This is a genomic window from Mycoavidus sp. B2-EB, from assembly GCF_014218255.1.
In the GTDB taxonomy this organism is placed as follows: Bacteria; Pseudomonadota; Gammaproteobacteria; order Burkholderiales; family Burkholderiaceae; genus Mycoavidus.
In genome coordinates, this window is the sequence record NZ_AP021872.1 from 478,984 (window position 1) to 495,656 (window position 16,673).

General features: G+C 50.7%; 19 protein-coding genes. 15 read left to right on the plus strand and 4 right to left on the minus strand.

Annotation, left to right across the window (positions count from 1 at the left end; all coding sequences use genetic code 11):
* The first annotated feature begins 85 nt into the window (after nt 1-85).
* From MPB2EB_RS02160 to MPB2EB_RS02190, 7 genes are all read left to right on the plus strand, one after another.
* Nucleotides 86-256, plus strand: coding sequence for a rubredoxin (locus tag MPB2EB_RS02160; protein WP_026921060.1), 171 nt, complete (start codon nt 86-88; stop codon nt 254-256).
* A gap of 90 nt (nt 257-346) precedes the next feature.
* Nucleotides 347-922, plus strand: a complete 576-nt coding sequence (locus tag MPB2EB_RS02165) for a YqgE/AlgH family protein (protein ID WP_185182232.1) — start codon at nt 347-349, stop codon at nt 920-922.
* A gap of 80 nt (nt 923-1,002) precedes the next feature.
* On the plus strand, nt 1,003-1,407 hold the full coding sequence (gene ruvX, locus MPB2EB_RS02170) for a Holliday junction resolvase RuvX (protein WP_185182233.1): 405 nt from the start codon (nt 1,003-1,005) through the stop codon (nt 1,405-1,407).
* Nucleotides 1,394-1,921 (plus strand): bifunctional pyr operon transcriptional regulator/uracil phosphoribosyltransferase PyrR, encoded by a 528-nt coding sequence (pyrR, locus tag MPB2EB_RS02175; RefSeq protein ID WP_185182234.1) that lies wholly within the window; start codon nt 1,394-1,396, stop codon nt 1,919-1,921. Before ruvX ends, pyrR begins: the two co-directional genes overlap by 14 nt.
* A 79-nt stretch (nt 1,922-2,000) precedes the next feature.
* Nucleotides 2,001-2,999 (plus strand): aspartate carbamoyltransferase catalytic subunit, encoded by a 999-nt coding sequence (locus tag MPB2EB_RS02180; RefSeq protein ID WP_185182235.1) that lies wholly within the window; start codon nt 2,001-2,003, stop codon nt 2,997-2,999.
* A 119-nt stretch (nt 3,000-3,118) separates the two neighbouring features.
* Nucleotides 3,119-4,402 carry a dihydroorotase gene (locus MPB2EB_RS02185; RefSeq protein ID WP_185182236.1) on the plus strand — a complete coding sequence of 428 codons (1,284 nt, stop codon included), beginning with the start codon at nt 3,119-3,121 and terminating at the stop codon, nt 4,400-4,402.
* A gap of 63 nt (nt 4,403-4,465) precedes the next feature.
* A complete protein-coding gene (locus tag MPB2EB_RS02190; RefSeq protein WP_185182237.1) occupies nt 4,466-5,263 on the plus strand; it encodes a 1-acyl-sn-glycerol-3-phosphate acyltransferase in 798 nt (265 codons plus the stop codon).
* 8 nt (nt 5,264-5,271) lie between these two features.
* On the opposite strand, the gene MPB2EB_RS02195 is transcribed toward MPB2EB_RS02190, so the two are convergent.
* Nucleotides 5,272-6,168 (minus strand): symmetrical bis(5'-nucleosyl)-tetraphosphatase, encoded by an 897-nt coding sequence (locus MPB2EB_RS02195; RefSeq protein WP_185182616.1) that lies wholly within the window; start codon nt 6,166-6,168, stop codon nt 5,272-5,274.
* Nucleotides 6,169-6,382: 214 nt separating this feature from the next.
* On the opposite strand from MPB2EB_RS02195, the gene rfbB reads away from it, so the two are divergent.
* From rfbB to rfbD, 4 genes are all read left to right on the plus strand, one after another.
* Nucleotides 6,383-7,444 carry a dTDP-glucose 4,6-dehydratase gene (gene rfbB, locus MPB2EB_RS02200; protein ID WP_185182238.1) on the plus strand — a complete coding sequence of 354 codons (1,062 nt, stop codon included), beginning with the start codon at nt 6,383-6,385 and terminating at the stop codon, nt 7,442-7,444.
* 13 nt (nt 7,445-7,457) lie between these two features.
* On the plus strand, nt 7,458-8,348 hold the full coding sequence (gene rfbA / locus MPB2EB_RS02205) for a glucose-1-phosphate thymidylyltransferase RfbA (protein WP_232534465.1): 891 nt from the start codon (nt 7,458-7,460) through the stop codon (nt 8,346-8,348).
* The gene (gene rfbC / locus MPB2EB_RS02210; protein WP_185182240.1) at nt 8,333-8,884 is read left to right on the plus strand and encodes a dTDP-4-dehydrorhamnose 3,5-epimerase; all 552 of its coding nucleotides are present in this window, start codon (nt 8,333-8,335) and stop codon (nt 8,882-8,884) included. Before rfbA ends, rfbC begins: the two co-directional genes overlap by 16 nt.
* 61 nt (nt 8,885-8,945) lie before the next feature.
* Nucleotides 8,946-9,821: a dTDP-4-dehydrorhamnose reductase gene (gene rfbD / locus MPB2EB_RS02215; protein WP_232534466.1), complete on the plus strand. Its 876-nt coding sequence runs from the start codon at nt 8,946-8,948 to the stop codon at nt 9,819-9,821.
* 4 nt (nt 9,822-9,825) lie between these two features.
* Here rfbD and MPB2EB_RS02220 read toward each other — a convergent pair whose 3' ends face one another.
* From MPB2EB_RS02220 to MPB2EB_RS02230, 3 genes are all read right to left on the minus strand, one after another.
* On the minus strand, nt 9,826-10,275 hold the full coding sequence (locus tag MPB2EB_RS02220) for a copper chaperone PCu(A)C (protein WP_370576611.1): 450 nt from the start codon (nt 10,273-10,275) through the stop codon (nt 9,826-9,828).
* A gap of 16 nt (nt 10,276-10,291) precedes the next feature.
* Nucleotides 10,292-10,912 carry an SCO family protein gene (locus tag MPB2EB_RS02225; RefSeq protein ID WP_185182242.1) on the minus strand — a complete coding sequence of 207 codons (621 nt, stop codon included), beginning with the start codon at nt 10,910-10,912 and terminating at the stop codon, nt 10,292-10,294.
* Nucleotides 10,913-11,316: 404 nt separating this feature from the next.
* Nucleotides 11,317-13,206 carry an ABC transporter ATP-binding protein gene (locus MPB2EB_RS02230; protein WP_185182243.1) on the minus strand — a complete coding sequence of 630 codons (1,890 nt, stop codon included), beginning with the start codon at nt 13,204-13,206 and terminating at the stop codon, nt 11,317-11,319.
* Between the two features lie 324 nt (nt 13,207-13,530).
* Between MPB2EB_RS02230 and MPB2EB_RS02235 the strand changes: the two genes are divergently transcribed.
* From MPB2EB_RS02235 to MPB2EB_RS02250, 4 genes are all read left to right on the plus strand, one after another.
* Entirely contained in the window at nt 13,531-14,595 is a 1,065-nt protein-coding gene (locus MPB2EB_RS02235; protein ID WP_185182244.1) for a glycosyltransferase family 4 protein, read from the plus strand.
* 183 nt (nt 14,596-14,778) lie between these two features.
* Complete coding sequence (locus tag MPB2EB_RS02240; RefSeq protein ID WP_185182245.1) at nt 14,779-15,327, plus strand: iron transporter; 549 nt, start codon at nt 14,779-14,781, stop codon at nt 15,325-15,327.
* 68 nt (nt 15,328-15,395) lie between these two features.
* Nucleotides 15,396-15,761 (plus strand): cupredoxin domain-containing protein, encoded by a 366-nt coding sequence (locus MPB2EB_RS02245; protein WP_185182246.1) that lies wholly within the window; start codon nt 15,396-15,398, stop codon nt 15,759-15,761.
* A gap of 69 nt (nt 15,762-15,830) precedes the next feature.
* A complete protein-coding gene (locus MPB2EB_RS02250) occupies nt 15,831-16,670 on the plus strand; it encodes an FTR1 family protein (protein WP_185182247.1) in 840 nt (279 codons plus the stop codon).
* Nucleotides 16,671-16,673 lie beyond the last annotated feature (3 nt).

Consider the following 16,673-nt stretch of genomic DNA (forward strand, 5'->3'; position numbering starts at 1 on the left):
AAGCCGCAACCGCGGTACCATCGCCCTTTTGAGATATTTTTGCAACGTCTAAATCATAGCTTGTGGGATGTAGTGGTATAACAGTATGGAATATAAAAATTGGATGTGCCTCATTTGTGGCTGGATTTATGATGAAGAAGCCGGTCTTCCAGAAGAAGGCATTGCGCCGGGCACGCGTTGGGAAGATATCCCGTTGAACTGGACTTGTCCGGAGTGCGGTGCCCGCAAAGAGGATTTTGAAATGGTGCAAATTTGAGGCGCTGTGAGCAAAATAAAGCCTTGGGACGAGTCGGCTGATTTTGCGGCATGGCCATTTGCTAAAGGAATTCAAGGGTTAGAATTCAATATGTCCAAAATCTCTGATCGGATTAATCTGACGAATCAATTTTTGATCGCTATGCCTAGCATGGCTGATGCGGTTTTCGCTGGAGCCGTGGTGTATATCTGTGAGCATAATGAACGCGGTGCACTGGGTTTAATGATCAATCGGCCGACAGATATTGTTTTGCAAGCGCTTTTTAACCGTATCGATCTCAAGCTGGAAATTGAGCCTTTGCTGCATTTGCCGGTTTATTTCGGCGGTCCAATTCAAGCGGAGCGTGGTTTTGTTTTACATGAGCCTACTTCGACTCAATATAATTCATCTATGCAGGTGCCAGGTGGCTTAGCCATGACGACCTCGAAAGATGTGCTGGAAGAAATTGCGCTTGGCAAAGGGCCAGGGAAATTTTTGCTGACGCTAGGCCATGCTGGGTGGAGCGCTGGCCAGCTCGAAGAAGAAATCTCGCGCAATGGTTGGCTGAACGTTGAAGCAGATCCCAACATTATTTTTAATGTGTCGGCCGAGCAGCGCTTTACGGCAGCGTTATCGATACTCGGAGTGTCGCCGGCGATGTTGTCTGGCGAAGCGGGCCATGCGTAAAAATAGGCGGCTCCCAGCGGGTTGCTCTGGCGTGCTGAGGTTGATCGTGCGCAAAGTGCGAAACGGCAAGAGATAGCGCTATGAGCTCTACAGAAACGCTACTTGCGTTTGACTATGGCGCAAAGCGGATCGGGGTGGCGCTTGGAAATATGTTGATGCGGCAAGCGCAGGCTTTAACTGTGATCATGAATCATAACCGCGAGCACCGTTTTGCAGCGATTGGCGCACTGATTAAAGAATGGCAACCGGCAAAACTGGTGGTTGGCTTACCTTTGCATACAGATGGGGCCGCGCATCAGATGACGCAGTGGGCTAAGCGCTTCGGTCAACAGCTATATGGCCGCTTCAACTTGCCCGTGGTGTGGGTCGATGAACGTTATTCGTCCGTCGCCGCGGCTGCACAGAACCACGATTTAACGCAGCTTGACGCTGAAGCTGCCCGCATTATTTTGCAACAATTTTTTGATGAATATGCAATTGCCTGACGCCGAGTCGTTGTACCATGTTTTGCGTGACCAAATTCGCGCCGCTTATGGCGATGCCTTGCATCGGCCTGACGGTGTTGCGCTGGTCGGTATTTGGAGTGGCGGAGCTTGGCTGGCCGAACGGTTGGCCAGTGATTTAAAGCTCGCTGGGTTCGGCGTTGTGAACGTTGTGTTGCATCGTGATGATTACGCTGAAAAAGGTTTGCATGGACCAGCACAACCCACTCTGTTGCCGTTTCAAGTAGAGGGGCGTCGGATTGTATTGCTAGATGACGTGCTCTATACTGGCCGCACGATTCGAGCTGCGCTCAATGAGCTGTATGATTTTGGCCGCCCGGCTGCAGTTGATCTAGCGGTATTGGTCGATCGAGAGGGACGCGAGTTGCCGATTGCCGCCCGTTTTGTGGGTGCCACTGCGGACCTGCCTGCCGCTCGTACGCTGGTCTTGAAACGTAATGAGCACGGCACATTTGAGTTTCATACTGAAGCGTACACCGATGGCATAGGGTTGTAACTAACGTGTCTTTTGAATCATGCTAACACGTACTTATGAAGTTGTGCCGCTTCGCATAGCTTTCTTCGCTGGAGAGTAGATGTCAAACATTTGGCCGCCTGCGCCAACCTTACGTCCGAGTTTTAAAGGCAATCTGCAATTAACAAAAAATGGTGAACTGAAGCATTTATTGACAATCGATGGGCTGCCAAAAGATATTATTACGCAGATCCTCGATACAGCTCAGCAATTCGTCGGCGTAGCTGAGCGAGATGTCAAAAAAGTCCCGCTCTTGCGCGGTAAGTCAGTATTCAATCTTTTTTTTGAGAACTCAACGCGCACCCGCACAACTTTTGAAATAGCTGCCAAGCGTTTATCAGCGGATGTGCTGAATCTAAATATCAATGCTTCATCGACCAGCAAAGGTGAGTCGTTACTGGATACAGCAGCGAATTTATCCGCTATGCAAGCAGATATGTTTGTCGTGCGTCATGCGCAAAGTGGAGCCCCTTATTTACTGGCGCAACATTGCGCGCCTCATTTGCATGTGATTAATGCGGGCGATGGTTGGCATGCACACCCGACGCAAGGTTTGTTGGACATGTATACCATCCGCCAGTATAAAAAAGATTTTACGCAGCTCCGCGTGGCGATCGTTGGCGATATTCTGCACTCTCGGGTAGCACGCTCCGATATTCATGCGTTAACCACGCTGGGCGTGCCCGAAGTGCGGGTGATCGGCCCACGCACCTTGCTGCCCGATGGGCTTGAGCGATTTGGGGTGCAGGTTTTTCATGATATCCGCGAAGGGTTAAAGGGCGTGGACGTCATCATTATGCTGCGTGTGCAGAATGAGAGAATGAATAGCACGCTCTTGCCTTCGGCCCAAGAATATTTCAAAAGTTGGGGCTTAACTCCTGAGCGCCTCGCATTGGCTGCGCCAGATGCGATTGTGATGCACCCAGGGCCGATGAACCGTGGAGTTGAAATAGAGTCATCGGTTGCCGATGGCGCGCAATCCGTGATTTTGCACCAGGTCACCTTTGGAATTGCGGTGCGCATGGCGGTTATGGGGATTATTGCAGGGAACAATGGTTAACGCCAAAGTTGGAAAAAAGATCAATCTGCGCAGCCTATGGATGGGTTTGGAAGTCGCGCAGACTCTTTTATTTGATTTAGAAAGTATTTGTGCAAATCGCAATTGATCGAAAATAAATAATGAACCTTCATATCAAAGGTGCTCGCTTAATTGACCCCGCGTCAGGTATGGACACCCAGGCTGATTTATTCGTTGCCGCAGGCAAAATTGCTGGTATCGGCAGCGCGCCGCCGGCGTTTGAGAGGTGCCATGAGATTGACGCGCGTGGTTTAATTGTATTGCCTGGCTTGGTTGATTTGTTAGCGCGGCTGCGTGAGCCTGGTCATGAATATAAGGCAACACTTGACTCGGAAATGGCCGCCGCGCTTGCGGGTGGGGTGACCAGCTTAGTTTGTCCACCGGATACGGATCCTCCACTGGATGAACCCGGTCTAGTTGAAATGCTGAAATTCCGCGCCCGTACTCTAAATCAAGCACATGTGTACCCACTCGGTGCCTTGACGGTTGGACTCAAAGGGCAGGCCATTACTGAAATGGCTCAGTTGGCTGATGCGGGCTGTATTGGTTTTTCTCAGGCGGATGCGCCGATTGCGAACACTCAAGTATTATTGCATGCTTTGCAATATGCCTCGACATATGACTATACGGTTTGGTTGCGCGCGCAGGATGTGTATTTAGCTCAAGGTGGGGTGGCTGCAAGTGGGCCTTGGGCGTCGCGGCTTGGCTTGCGTGGAGTGCCGACAGCGGCGGAAACCATTGCACTGCATACCATTCTTGAATTGATGCGCGTCACGGGCGCACGGGTCCATGTGACGCATCTTTCTTCCGCTGCGGGGATTGAGCTGGTGCGCGCAGCAAAGCAAGAAGGATTGCGCTTAAGCTGCGATGTGACGATTAATCACTTGCATCTGATTGATTTGGATATTGGGGATTTTAATGCGCAGTACCGCTTCGATCCGCCTTTGCGCGCGCAGCGTGATCGGGATGCAATCTGCTCCGGGTTAATCGATGGCACGATCGACGCCATTTGTTCTGCCCATACGCCAGTTGACGACGACGAAAAACTTTTGCCATTTGGCGAAGCTTCAGCCGGCGCAACTGGGCTTGAGCTGTTGTTATCGCTGACCGTGAAATGGGCGCAAGAAAAGCGCGTACCATTACCCACCGCATTAGCCAAAATCACCTGTGCGCCAGCCGCTATCTTGAATCTGGAGAAAGGCCGTTTAGAGTTAGGTGCTCCGGCTGATCTGACGCTCTTTGCGCTGGATGCGCATTGGCGAGTTGAGCCGAACCAGCTTAGAAGTCAGGGCCATAATACGCCATTTTTAGGGTATGAATTGCCCGCCCGGGTACGCTTCACGATCATCTCCGGCCAACTGGTCTATCAAGCCAGCCAGGCATAAAGTCAACCTACTGAGCAGCCGGTTGTGCCAAGACTGCTTGAGCGATAAATCAAGGGAAAAATAATGCAAGTAAGCCTGCGCGTTGCGCGCTTAATCTTTCATTTTCTGCGCGGCATAGCGCTTGCCGCTGTGGTTTTTCCGCGAGCCGAGCACGTGCGCCAACAATCGATGGTGCGTGACTGGTCGCGGCGCTTACTTGAGATATGCGGGGTTAAGCTCGTGGTGCATCCAGCGGGCGAAGTGCTTGAGCACAGCGTGATGCTAGTAGGCAATCACGTGTCATGGTTAGATATTTATGTAATTAGTGCTTGGCGGCCAGTCTCTTTTGTGGCTAAAGCAGAAATTCAGAAATGGCCGATCTTGGGCTGGCTAGCGAAAACCATCGGTACGGTTTTTATTCGGCGTGATAAGCGTAGTGATGCGCTACGGATTGTGTGTCAGTTAGCGGATGCGTTAAAAAGCGGCGAAAGAATTTGTATTTTTCCGGAAGGGACGACATCCGATGGCATTCAGCTATTGCCATTTCATGCGAATTTACTACAAGCGCCGGTATCTGCGATGGCGGCTGTGCAACCCATCTGTTTAATGTATGAAGATGCACAAGGCCAGCAATCGCTTGCGCCCGCCTATATTGGCGAGATTTCATTATTTGCTTCGCTGATATCGATTTTACGGGCTGCGCCGCTCACCGCCCATCTGTATATTACGGCTCCGCTTAGAGCCTGTGATGACCGGCGTGAGTTAGCGCGCTGCGCGCAAGGGGCGGTGCACAGCGCATTGAGGCTTTTGCAACAACGATTAGAGCCATCGCCTGAGGCTGCGGTTGTTAATGCGGAGGTGAGCAGGGTTGAGCTGAATTAAGCAACGCGCTACTCGGCCGGGCAGGTGACCTGTATCAGCGTCCGCTGACTTGGCTCAGGATTGAGGGTGATAGCTGAGAGTTGCTTGCCCCAGATGCAACCGCTATCCAGTGCGCACAGCTTATCACGTAGCAAGAGGCCGAGTGCTGCCCAATGCCCGAATACAACGGTGAGCTCGGCGGTGCGTCGATCGGGCGCATCGAACCACGGCATATAGCCAGGTGGCGCTGTGTCAGGCCCGCCTTTAGCATTAAATTCTAGTTCTCCCGCGGCGTTACAGAAACGGATATGTGTGAGCGTATGAGCTGTGATGCGCAGACGTTCGTCACGCGTTAACCCTGGATGCCAACGCGTTAATCTAGGCTGGCTAAGTTGTGCCACGCAGTCTCGCCAAGCGGGACCGCGTAGCGCTTGCTCTAGCTCGTGCGCGAGCTCCAAGGTCAGAGTGAGGTCCCACTGTGGCAGCACTCCGGCGTGCACCATCAGCATGCCGTTTTGGTAATGAGTCAGCGGTCGGTGGCGTAGCCAATCGATTAAATCGGCGGCATCAGGCGCCGCGAGGATTTCATTGAGCGTGTCTCCCTTACGGATGCGTTGCGCGCCTGCGGCCACGGCCAGCAAGTGCAATTCATGGTTACCAAGCACCATGACGGCCCGTTGACCGAATTCGATGACATCGCGTAAGCAAGCAAGAGAATGAGGCCCGCGGTTAATCAAATCACCTGCAAACCAAAGCGGTGTATTGGGTGTTGGTGCTGCTTTTGCCAGCAAAGCGCGAAAAGCCCCATGACAGCCTTGCAGGTCGCCAAAAGCCAACGGCGGAGGGGCGGATGCGTGATGGATGCTTATCTTAGAATTGAGAATAGCTGACCTCTCTGATGGAAGATAGCTTGAAGTGTGTGCCATCATTTGAAAAAATCGCTAAGCGTATTCCTGTTATGCTTGCAAGAAATGCAAGAAAATAGTGTGCTGCACAGGGATTTGTGATTATATAGGGTAAAGCAGGGTCGTGTTAATTCGTTGAAGAGATAAAATCTTAAGTGGTTCACTGGGGCAACGCGCGTTTAAAAGGTGGAGTCCTGGCGTTACTGCGCATATTTCAATTTAATCAAGGATTTTGATGATTTTAGTCACCGGCGGCGCGGGTTTTATTGGCGCCAATTTTGTGCTCGGCTGGTTAGCTGAGCACGATGAGGCTGTGGTGAATGTTGATAAACTCACCTATGCCGGCAATCTGGGTACTCTAGATGCGTTGCGCGCGGACCCGCGCCATCAATTTGTGAAAGCGGATATTGCTGATGCCGCTATTTTGCAAAATCTTTTGGTGAAATATCGGCCCCGCGCGGTGCTGCATTTTGCAGCAGAAAGTCATGTTGACCGCTCGCTGCATGGCCCCGCTGATTTTGTGCAGACTAATTTAGTGGGCACTTTCGCATTACTTGAGGCGGCGCGCGCTTATTGGGTCCGTTTAAAAGGTGCCGAGCAAGAGAATTTTCGCTTCTTACATATTTCTACGGATGAGGTTTACGGTTCGCTAGCGCCAGATGCGCCCCCATTTTGCGAAACTACGCCTTATGCGCCGAATAGCCCATACGCGGCCACCAAAGCGGGCTCTGACCATTTAGTGCGCGCTTATCATCATAGCTATGGCTTACCGGTATTGACCACGCATTGCTCAAACAATTATGGCCCTTATCAATTTCCAGAAAAGTTGATTCCGCTCATTATCTCTCATGCCCTTGCAGGTAAACCGCTGCCGGTGTATGGAGATGGTAAACAGGTGCGTGACTGGCTGTATGTGGCAGACCATTGTGCCGCGCTACGCGCAGTGTTAGCGCGTGGTTGCTCTGGTCAAACCTACAATATTGGCGGTTGGAATGAAAAGACCAATCTTGAGGTTGTGCATACGCTGTGTGCGCTGTTAGATCGGCTGAGGCCCAAATCATCTGGCTCATACCGTGACCAAGTGACCTTTGTACAAGATCGACCAGGCCACGACCGCCGTTATGCAATCAATGCGTCAAAGATCGAGCGAGAACTAGGCTGGCGACCCGCGCATACGTTTGAAACTGGGCTCGAAGAAACCGTGCGTTGGTACCTAGATCATTCAGATTGGGTGCATCAAATTATTTCAGGCGATTACCTGAAATGGCTTGAAACGCAGTATGCGCAACGCGCATAAGAGGAGCATAAGCGTGCGCAAAGCAATTCTTTTAGCCGGCGGCTCCGGTACCCGGTTGTATCCGATTACCCATGCTATCTCAAAGCAACTCTTGCCGGTTTACGATAAACCCATGGTTTACTACCCGCTCTCGACTTTGATGATGGCGGGCATACGCGATATTTTGCTGATTTCTACGCCGGACGACACGCCGCGCTTCCAAACCTTGTTAGGCGATGGCGCTCAATGGGGGCTAAATCTCCAATATGCAGTGCAACCCTCGCCGGATGGGTTAGCACAAGCATTGATGATTGGCCGGCAATTTATTGGCAACCATCTATCGGCTTTAATTCTGGGTGATAATATTTTTTATGGGCATCATTTAGCCGAACAGCTTGAACGCGCCAGCCGCTGTGAGCACGGGGCGACGATATTTGCTTATCATGTGCACGATCCTGAGCGTTATGGCGTGGTTGAGTTTGATGCCGCCTTTCAAGCCCTGTCGATTGCAGAAAAACCGGTGAAGCCGCGCTCCAATTATGCCGTGACGGGGCTTTACTTTTATGATCGACAAATCTGCGAGATTGCCGCTGAGATTAAACCATCCGCCCGCGGTGAATATGAGATTACGGATGTCAATCAGTATTATTTGCGTCAGAACCAGCTCAGAGTTGAAATGATGGGCCGCGGTTGCGCCTGGTTTGATACCGGTACCCACGACTCGCTGATAGACGCAGCAGGCTTTATTGCCACCTTGCAAAAGCGCCAGGGTTTAATGGTGGCATGCCCGGAAGAAATTGCCTACCAGCGTGGCTGGATAGATGCAGAGCAAGTGAATCGGCTTGCTGCGCCGCTTGAAAAAAACGGCTATGGGCAATATTTAAGACGCATTGTATCGGATCAACTCAGATGGCCATCAACGTAATTCCAACTGCATTACCTGAAGTTAAAATCATTGAACCTAAAATTTTTAATGATGCACGAGGTTGTTTTTTTGAGAGCTTTAATGCGTGTGAATTCGCTGTGCAAGTAGCGGCGGGGTTCGAGTTTGTGCAAGATAATCATTCCCGTTCGACGCAAAATGTGCTGCGCGGTTTGCATTATCAAATTCAGCATGCTCAGGGCAAACTGGTGCGCGTGGTGGCGGGGGCAGTCTTTGATGTAGCGATTGATCTGCGGCGCGGCTCGCCCGACTTTGGGCGCTGGGTGGGGGTCCACTTGTCAGCTGAGAATCGGCGCCAGTTATGGGTGCCGCCGGGTTTTGCACATGGTTTTTTAACGCTCTCGGAAGAGGCTGAATTTCTCTATAAAACCACCGATTATTGGTATCCAGAGTATGAACGTACTCTATTATGGAATGACCCCGCGTTGGGCATTGCATGGCCGCTTGACGGAGAGCCGGTGTTGGGCGCAAAAGATGCGGTTGGAGTTTGTTTAGCGGCGGCGCAAGTCTTTGCTTAAAGTTTGGGTTTAAACACTTGCTGAGCGGAGATTGATCATTATGCTCTATCGAACGATTTTAATGACTGGCGCTCAAGGTCAGCTTGGCTTTGAGTTAGCGCGTAGTTTACAAGGTCTTGGTCGTATTTTTGCGCTGAATCGGCAAGCGCTGGATTTAGCGGATTTCGATCAAATCCGGCGTGTGGTGCGCGAATTGCGGCCAGCTTTGATTATCAACCCGGCGGCCTATACAGCGGTCGATCAGGCTGAAACTGAAGAGTCTGTAGCGATGCGCATTAATGCTTTAGCGCCGGGCGTGCTGGCTGAAGAGGCCAAGCGACTCAATGCAGTTTTAGTCCACTATTCAACCGACTACGTATTTGATGGCGCTAAGGACGGCGCTTATACCGAAGAGGATCACCCGCAGCCGCAAAATGTCTATGGCCGCAGTAAGCTGGCAGGGGAACGCGCGCTGGCTGAAGTTGGCGCGGCGCATTTGGTGCTGCGCACGAGCTGGATCTACGGCAAACGCGGCAAGAACTTTCTGTTAACCATGTTGCGGCTGGCTGCACAGCAGCCTGAGTTGCGGATTGTAGCTAACCAATATGGCGCACCGACCTGGTCGACTACGATTGCTGCCCTGAGTGCGCAAATACTCGCGCAAGGCATGGCGCTAGGCCATCAAGACCGGGATTGGTGGCAAGAAAAATCAGGCATCTATCATTTAAGCGCAGCTGGCTCGACTTCCTGGTATGAATTTGCGCAAGCAATCTTTGCGCTTGCGCCGCTTGCTAAGCAACCAAAATTGACACCGCTGGCGGCGTCAGATTATCCAACACCGGCAAAACGCCCGGCCAATTCGCTTCTGTCTAACGATAAATTGGCGCGGACTTTTAACTTATTTGCACCTGACTGGCATGACGCACTACGCTTATGCCTATGCCCTGAATCGAGCTAGCAAGTTATAAAGTCGCAGGTGGGCGTACGGGCAAGGTTAGATGGAGGAATGTGCCATCTGATAAGGTGAGTTTAACCTGCACGGTGTCGCCGGGTTTGAGCGCCGGTTCGGTGCGCGCTTTTTCAAGCATAAGATGGTAACCACCAGGGGCGAGCTTGACCTCGCCGTGGGCAGGAAGGGTCAATTTTTTGAGGTGAACCATCCGGCTTTGTGTGCCGTTCGATACCGACTGATGTAGCATCACATGGCCGTAATCAGGGCTGGAGGCGGCGACCACATCGATGGCTTGAGCACTGTGGTTGCGCAATGTCATATAACCGGCGGCGGGCCGTCCGTCAGGTAGCCAGCGCACCCAACCGGCTTCGGCTACAACCTCTGGTGGAGTAGCGGCACTTGCGGCTGAGGAAAATACGCTAAAACATAGGCTGGCTAAAAGCAAAGTCATCCATTTCATGAGTTGATACTCCCCGTTATGATGATTGAATCAGAATGCGCAAATCGTGCGCAATATTATCTGCTGAATCGGCGGCGGTTGCCATCAATTGTGCTTGACCTTTTTGATCGAAGATATAAATGGCTGAGCTGTGCAGCACCTCATAGCGGTTATCAGCATCGGGCTTTTCAGATTGATAAGCGACTCGATAGCGTTTAGCGAGTGCTTCGACTTGACTGAGGGTGCCGGTCAAGCCGGTTACATGCTCCGCATCAAAGGCATTGACATAACGGTGCATTGAGGCCGGTGTATCACGCGCTGGGTCGATCGAGATAAAAAGAATGCGTACCGCGCGTGCATCGTCACCTAGCTTCGAGAGCGCCAGCATAAGGCGCGCCATGGTTTCAGGGCAAACATCTGGGCAATGCGTATAGCCAAAGTAAACGAGGGTGATTAGGCCTTGGTAAGTTTGAGCGCTGACCTTTTGTCCTTGATCATCAGTCAAAGCAAACTCAAGCTTAGGAAGGTGGTGACGCACTTGGGTTAATTGCCAATTTTCATCGCGCTGCCGGCTACAGCCAAGAAAGAGCGTCAATAGTAAGCTGGTAAAGAGCGCATAGTAAAATATCGCTCGCTGGCGCGGCATAACTCGCTGCATGATAAAAGCCTTCTAACTCGATTTCTTGAATAGCGGGTGGTCGCGCTGGTAAGCGCGCTATATGTTTCAGCTATGCTATTTTAACAGGCCCCTAAATATTTTCCTGTGAATCGGAGTGATGAAATTCAATCTCACCTATTGGCAGACAAAGATACCCATCACAAAAAGCCGTTAAAAAAGCGAAGGGCGCCCATTGCACAGAGTGCGAGCTCGCATTAAAGAAAAGAAGCGAGCTCTCGAAGAGGCACATGATGGAACGGTTATTACCCAGAAGAATAAAAAAGCCGCACACAATGCTGGCTAGAAAAACGTGGGCAATAAACGGCAAGAAGATGAGTTAGCCTTTACTTTACTCGACTTGGCCGATATGAATTTTCTGGCGGGGCAGGATGCACCATAAAAAATTAAGCCGCATGTTCAGCAATGCGTGTGTCATAGTAATTGACTGCGCTGATACCATTGCCAAATTGCTTCATCAGTAATTCCTGATAAAGCCCAGTTCGTTTGCGCAAAGCATCGGGTGTGCCATCATCAATGACCTTGCCGTCGCTCATCACAATAATGCGGTCAAAATTTTGCAAGGTTGAAAGCCGATGGGCGATGGCAATCACCGTGCGGCCGTGCATGAGCCGATCGAGTGCCTGTTGAATCGCTTCTTCTGAGGTGCTATCGAGGGCGGAGGTGGCTTCATCAAGGAGCAGGATAGGTGCATTTTTCAAAATCGCGCGAGCAATCGCAATGCGTTGCCGCTGGCCGCCTGAGAGTTTCGTGCCGCGGTCGCCCACCAGGGTGTCGAAGCCTTGCGGCATGGCTTCGATAAATTCAGTGCAGCGCGCCTCATGAGCGGCGGCAAGAACTTCGTCGCGGCTAGCTTGGGGCCGACCATAAGCGATATTTTCAAAAATTGTCCGATGTAAGAGCGAAATATCTTGCGGCACGACGGCGATGGATTGGCGCAAGCTTTCTTGCGTAACCATGCTTAGATCCTGACCATCGATCAAAATGCGGCCTGCTTGAGGTTCATAAAAATGTTGCAACAGGGCAAGTACCGTGGTTTTTCCTGCTCCAGAACTACCGATTAAGCCAACTCGTTGGCCTGGCTCTAGGTGCAAGTCAAATGCCTCGAGCGTACGGGTCCGATTGGGGTAGGCAAAACAGACTTGATTGAAATCAACGCGTCCGCCTTGTGCAACTAACTGCTTGGCTTGTGGGTGGTCGGGCAATTGATGCGGTTCAAGCAGAGTTTCAATGGCTTCAGCCAGCCGCGCAATATGTTGAATCACATCCACGAGGGCGACGGCAAGGTCGCGCGTGCCGTGCAAAATCGTAAAGCCAAGTGAACTGACCAGCACAATATCGCCCGTGCTGGCTTGGCCGCGGGTCCATAACCAAAGGGCCCAGCCGAGCAATCCGGCGGACAAAAAAGCGGTTACAAACGCATGGAAAAGCCTTAATTTTTCAAGGTGGAGCAAGCTTTTGCGGCGCGCGCGCATTTCTTCCTTGAGTTTTGCGCCAAAGCGGGTTTGCTCACGAGTGATGGCTCCGAAGGCACGTACCAACCCTATATTGCTAATGACATCGACTAACTCGCCATCCACGGAGGCCGCTTCTTTGGCGAACCCCCGGTGGTGTTTGGCGCCACGGCCCGCCAATTTGAAAAGAATCAGCGCGAGCACTGCCGATACAGATAAAAGTCCGCCAGCCATCAATGGATTGACCGCAGCAATCATGGCAATTGCGCCGCCTACTGCGATGCAGGGTGGCAGAGCATTCCATGCCATGGTGTTTTCGGCTGTGAAAACTGCATTTGAGGTTGCCGTAATCCGGCTTGCGAGTAGACCGGGTTGCTTTTCCGTAAACCAGGCTTGCGCATGGCCACTTAAATAGCGAAATAAATCGCTCCGTAAATCACCGGTCACGGTGACAAACGCGTGCGTGCTGACCCAACCGCCTATGCGCCAGAGTAGATTGTCAGCAGCGATTAGGCCAGCTAACAGTAAAAATGCTCCCCAGAGTTGTGTAAAGTGGCTGCGCCCTTGGCTTAAGACATCGATTAGATGCTTAATCCCATATTGGGAGGCAAGCGAGCAACCCACGGCGGCGAACACACTCATCAGCACTGCGCTGTGAGCCACTGGATGCCGACGAATATAGCGATAAAGAAAGGCTAGCGGTCGATGTGCATAACCAGCAAGTTGGGCATCATACGCAGCGCTTTGAGCCTGAGTCGAGCGCGGCTTGATTTCATTTGTGCGTCCCACAGGGTAGGTTTTTTTAATCTTGACGTTTATCATATGGCCTCGGCCTGGCTACGTTAGATCAGTCGCTTGCTCCTTGCTTGGGGGAACCTGGAGGTGAGTCCATGCGGCAGATTCTTTTTGTGGCAAAATCTATCAGCGGCAAAGCAAGCAACCCGTTTAATAAATCACAACTGATAATTTAGAGCAGGGTTGTAAAACAAAGGCCGACAAAGTGTTTCTACACTGTAACAAAATAAATACTTTGAAATTCACCGCTTAAATTCAAATTAAGCAACCGATAATCGGTAGTAGAGCGCTCGGCTATTTGCTGGACGCGCTTCTACTTTTGTCCTGAATTTTTATTAGGAGAGTTACGTCATGCGAATCGCTCAAATTGCACCGTTACACGAGGCGGTGCCCCCCAAATTGTATGGAGGTACAGAACGGGTCGTGTCTTACTTGACAGAAGCCTTAGTTGAGCTGGGCCAAGAAGTGACGTTGTTTGCGAGTGGCGATTCAATCACTGCCGCGCAACTCGAGGCAGTATGGCCGCAAGCGCTGCGTCTAGACCCAAACATTCGCGATACGCTTGCGCCCCATCTGTTGATGCTTGAGCAAGTGCGAGAGTGTGCCGAAGAATTTGATATCCTGCACTTTCATCTTGATTACTATCCTTTTTCACTGTTTAGCCGCCAGGCCACGCCATTTCTAACGACGTTGCATGGGCGCCTGGATTTGCCTGAGCTGCAGCCGGTTTTTAACATGTTTCCGCGCGCTCAGGTCGTGTCTATTTCCGATAGTCAACGCGCGCCACTGCCACAGGCGAATTGGCTGTCAACCATTTATCATGGTTTGCCGGAAAAAATGCTGATGCCTCGCCCTGATATAAAACCCGGCTATTTGGCGTTTCTAGGTCGAATTTCACCTGAAAAGCGGGTTGACACGGCGATTTCAATTGCGGCTAAATGCGGCTTGCCGATTAAAATTGCCGCGAAGATCGACAAAGCGGATCAGGCGTATTACGAAGAACGGATTGCCCCACTGATGTCGCAACCGCACGTCGAATATATCGGGGAGATTTCTGAAGCGGAGAAGGCTGAATTCTTATCTGGCGCACATGCGTTGCTATTTCCGATTGACTGGCCTGAACCATTCGGTTTAGTCATGATTGAGGCGATGGCGTGCGGTACGCCCGTCATCGCGTTTAAGCGCGGTTCAGTTCCCGAAGTTATTGAGCATGGCGTAACCGGCTTTTTAGTCAATGATGAGACGGAGGCGGTCGCTGCGCTGAACCGCTTGCATACATTGTCACGTGATACGGTACGCCAACAATTTGAGGCACGCTTTACCGCGCAACGGATGGCGGAAGGTTATCTTGCTGCTTACGAGCGTCTTTTGCATCAACAACGCCGCACCGTGCTACGCGAAGTGGCGGTAGGTTAAAAGGCAGGTTAAAAAATAGCTGCACATACTACGTGCGGCTATTTTTTTGTTCGGATTGAGGGGTGGCCTAGAAAAAAGAATGATATACTCACCCTTGATTGAGAATGATTCGCATTAGCACTAGCGTTTTCTGAAGCGTGCTGTCCATCGCATATTATCAGGTACTTGCAAAGGGTCCTTTCTATGTTTACATCAAAAATTTTTCAGTTTGTCACCGTCAGCCTTTTAGCCGGCGCAGCCTACTCTGTAAGCGCTGCTGAGTATCCTATCGGCAAACCCCAGATTCACGCTAATCTAGAGATTGCCGCCGTCTATCTGCAACCGGTTACGATGGAGCCGGAACATGGAATGCGCAAAGCCTCCGAATCGGATATTCACTTGGAAGCGGATATCCATGCCCTCAAAGATTTTCCAACGGGTTTCGCTGAAGGGGATTGGATCCCTTATTTGCAGGTGAAATTCGAACTGACGAAAATCAAAACTGGGCAAAAAGTTCAAGGTGAATTCATGCCGATGGTCGCCAGCGATGGGCCACATTACGGTGATAACGTGAAATTGTTTGGTCCGGGCGAATATCGTCTGAAATATTTCATTGCGCCACCACCCGCTACCGGGCATATGACATTTGGTCGGCATGTTGATAAAGAAACCGGAGTTGGGCCTTGGTTTAAGCCATTTACAGTTGAATATACGTTTAATTTTGCTGGCATAGGTAAAAAGGGTGGCTATTAAAAATAATTTAAGCACTAGATTAAATTATTTAATCAAATAGTGAAGTCCCCGAGTAAAGGAATATCGAAATGAAAATTAGTCTTATTATTACTCTGTGCGCGACGGCTGTGCTCGCCCTGGTTTTTACTTTATCGAATGCTAAGCGTGATGAAGCGAAGACGAAAGAAGAATTGCTGACCTTTGAACTGGATATGGCTGACGGGAAGTTGACGCCATCTCGCATTGAAGTACCGGCTAATCAGCCGATTAAAATCTCGATTACCAATTCAGGTAAAAAAGCTGCCGAATTTGAAAGTATTCAACTCCGCAAAGAGAAGGTTCTTGCCCCTGGCTCAAAGTCCTTTGTGGTGATTAAAAAGATGGCGCCGGGAGAATACAAGTTTTTCGATGATTTTCACCAAGCGACGGCGCAAGGGGTGATCGTCGCAAGATAACGTTGAGTTTATCTAGAAACAGAAAAAGGGATAATCGTAAGCGGGGATCAGATAGGTTCGGAGAGCTCAATGGGGCAGGTGCTGTTTGTTGTATGGCGTGAAAGTGTTGAAGCGTTACTCATTATTGGCATTTTATATGCATGGTTGCGTAATGGCGATAAAGAGGCGCGGCAGGGATTGTCCTATTTATGGCTAGGCATTGGGCTGGGCCTGTTGGCGGCTTTTGCGCTTGGCTTCGCATTGTTGAGCTTTAGTGAAACGCTTACGGGTGAAGCGCAAGATTATTTTCAAGTTGTCATGGTGTGGATTGCTGCTGTGCTGATTGTGCAGATGGTGCTATGGATGAAATACCATGGGCGCACTTTGAAGCAAGGCATGGAAGCTTCGTTACAGAAAAGCACGCAAAATGCGCAATGGTGGGGCGTCGCATTGCTTGCCGCATTGGCGGTCGCGCGTGAAGGGAGCGAGACCGTGATTTTTCTATACGGGCTAGGTTTTGGCAAAGCAGGATATATTTTGCCTTCTCACCTAGCGGGCGTATTGATTGGTTTTAGTCTGGCTTTTTTAACCGTTTATCTATTGCAATTGGGGGGTAAGCTATTTTCGTGGCCGGTGTTTTTCCGTGTAACCGAAGTGATGTTACTCCTTCTCGCGGCAGGATTAGTCCAAGCCGGAGTTGACAAACTGATCGATAAAGAACTCTTGCCGAGCTTGATTGACCCAGTGTGGAATACGGCAGCGCTATTAGATGATACGAGCGGGTTGGGTTCACTGTTGGCGGCCTTGACAGGTTACCGCGCATACCCGTCATTAATGAATGTGCTGGTGTATCTGATTTACTGGGCTACGATTCTCGGATTCATGAAATATAAAAACCAGCGCCTGTCGACTCAAACTCCGTCAATATGAGCC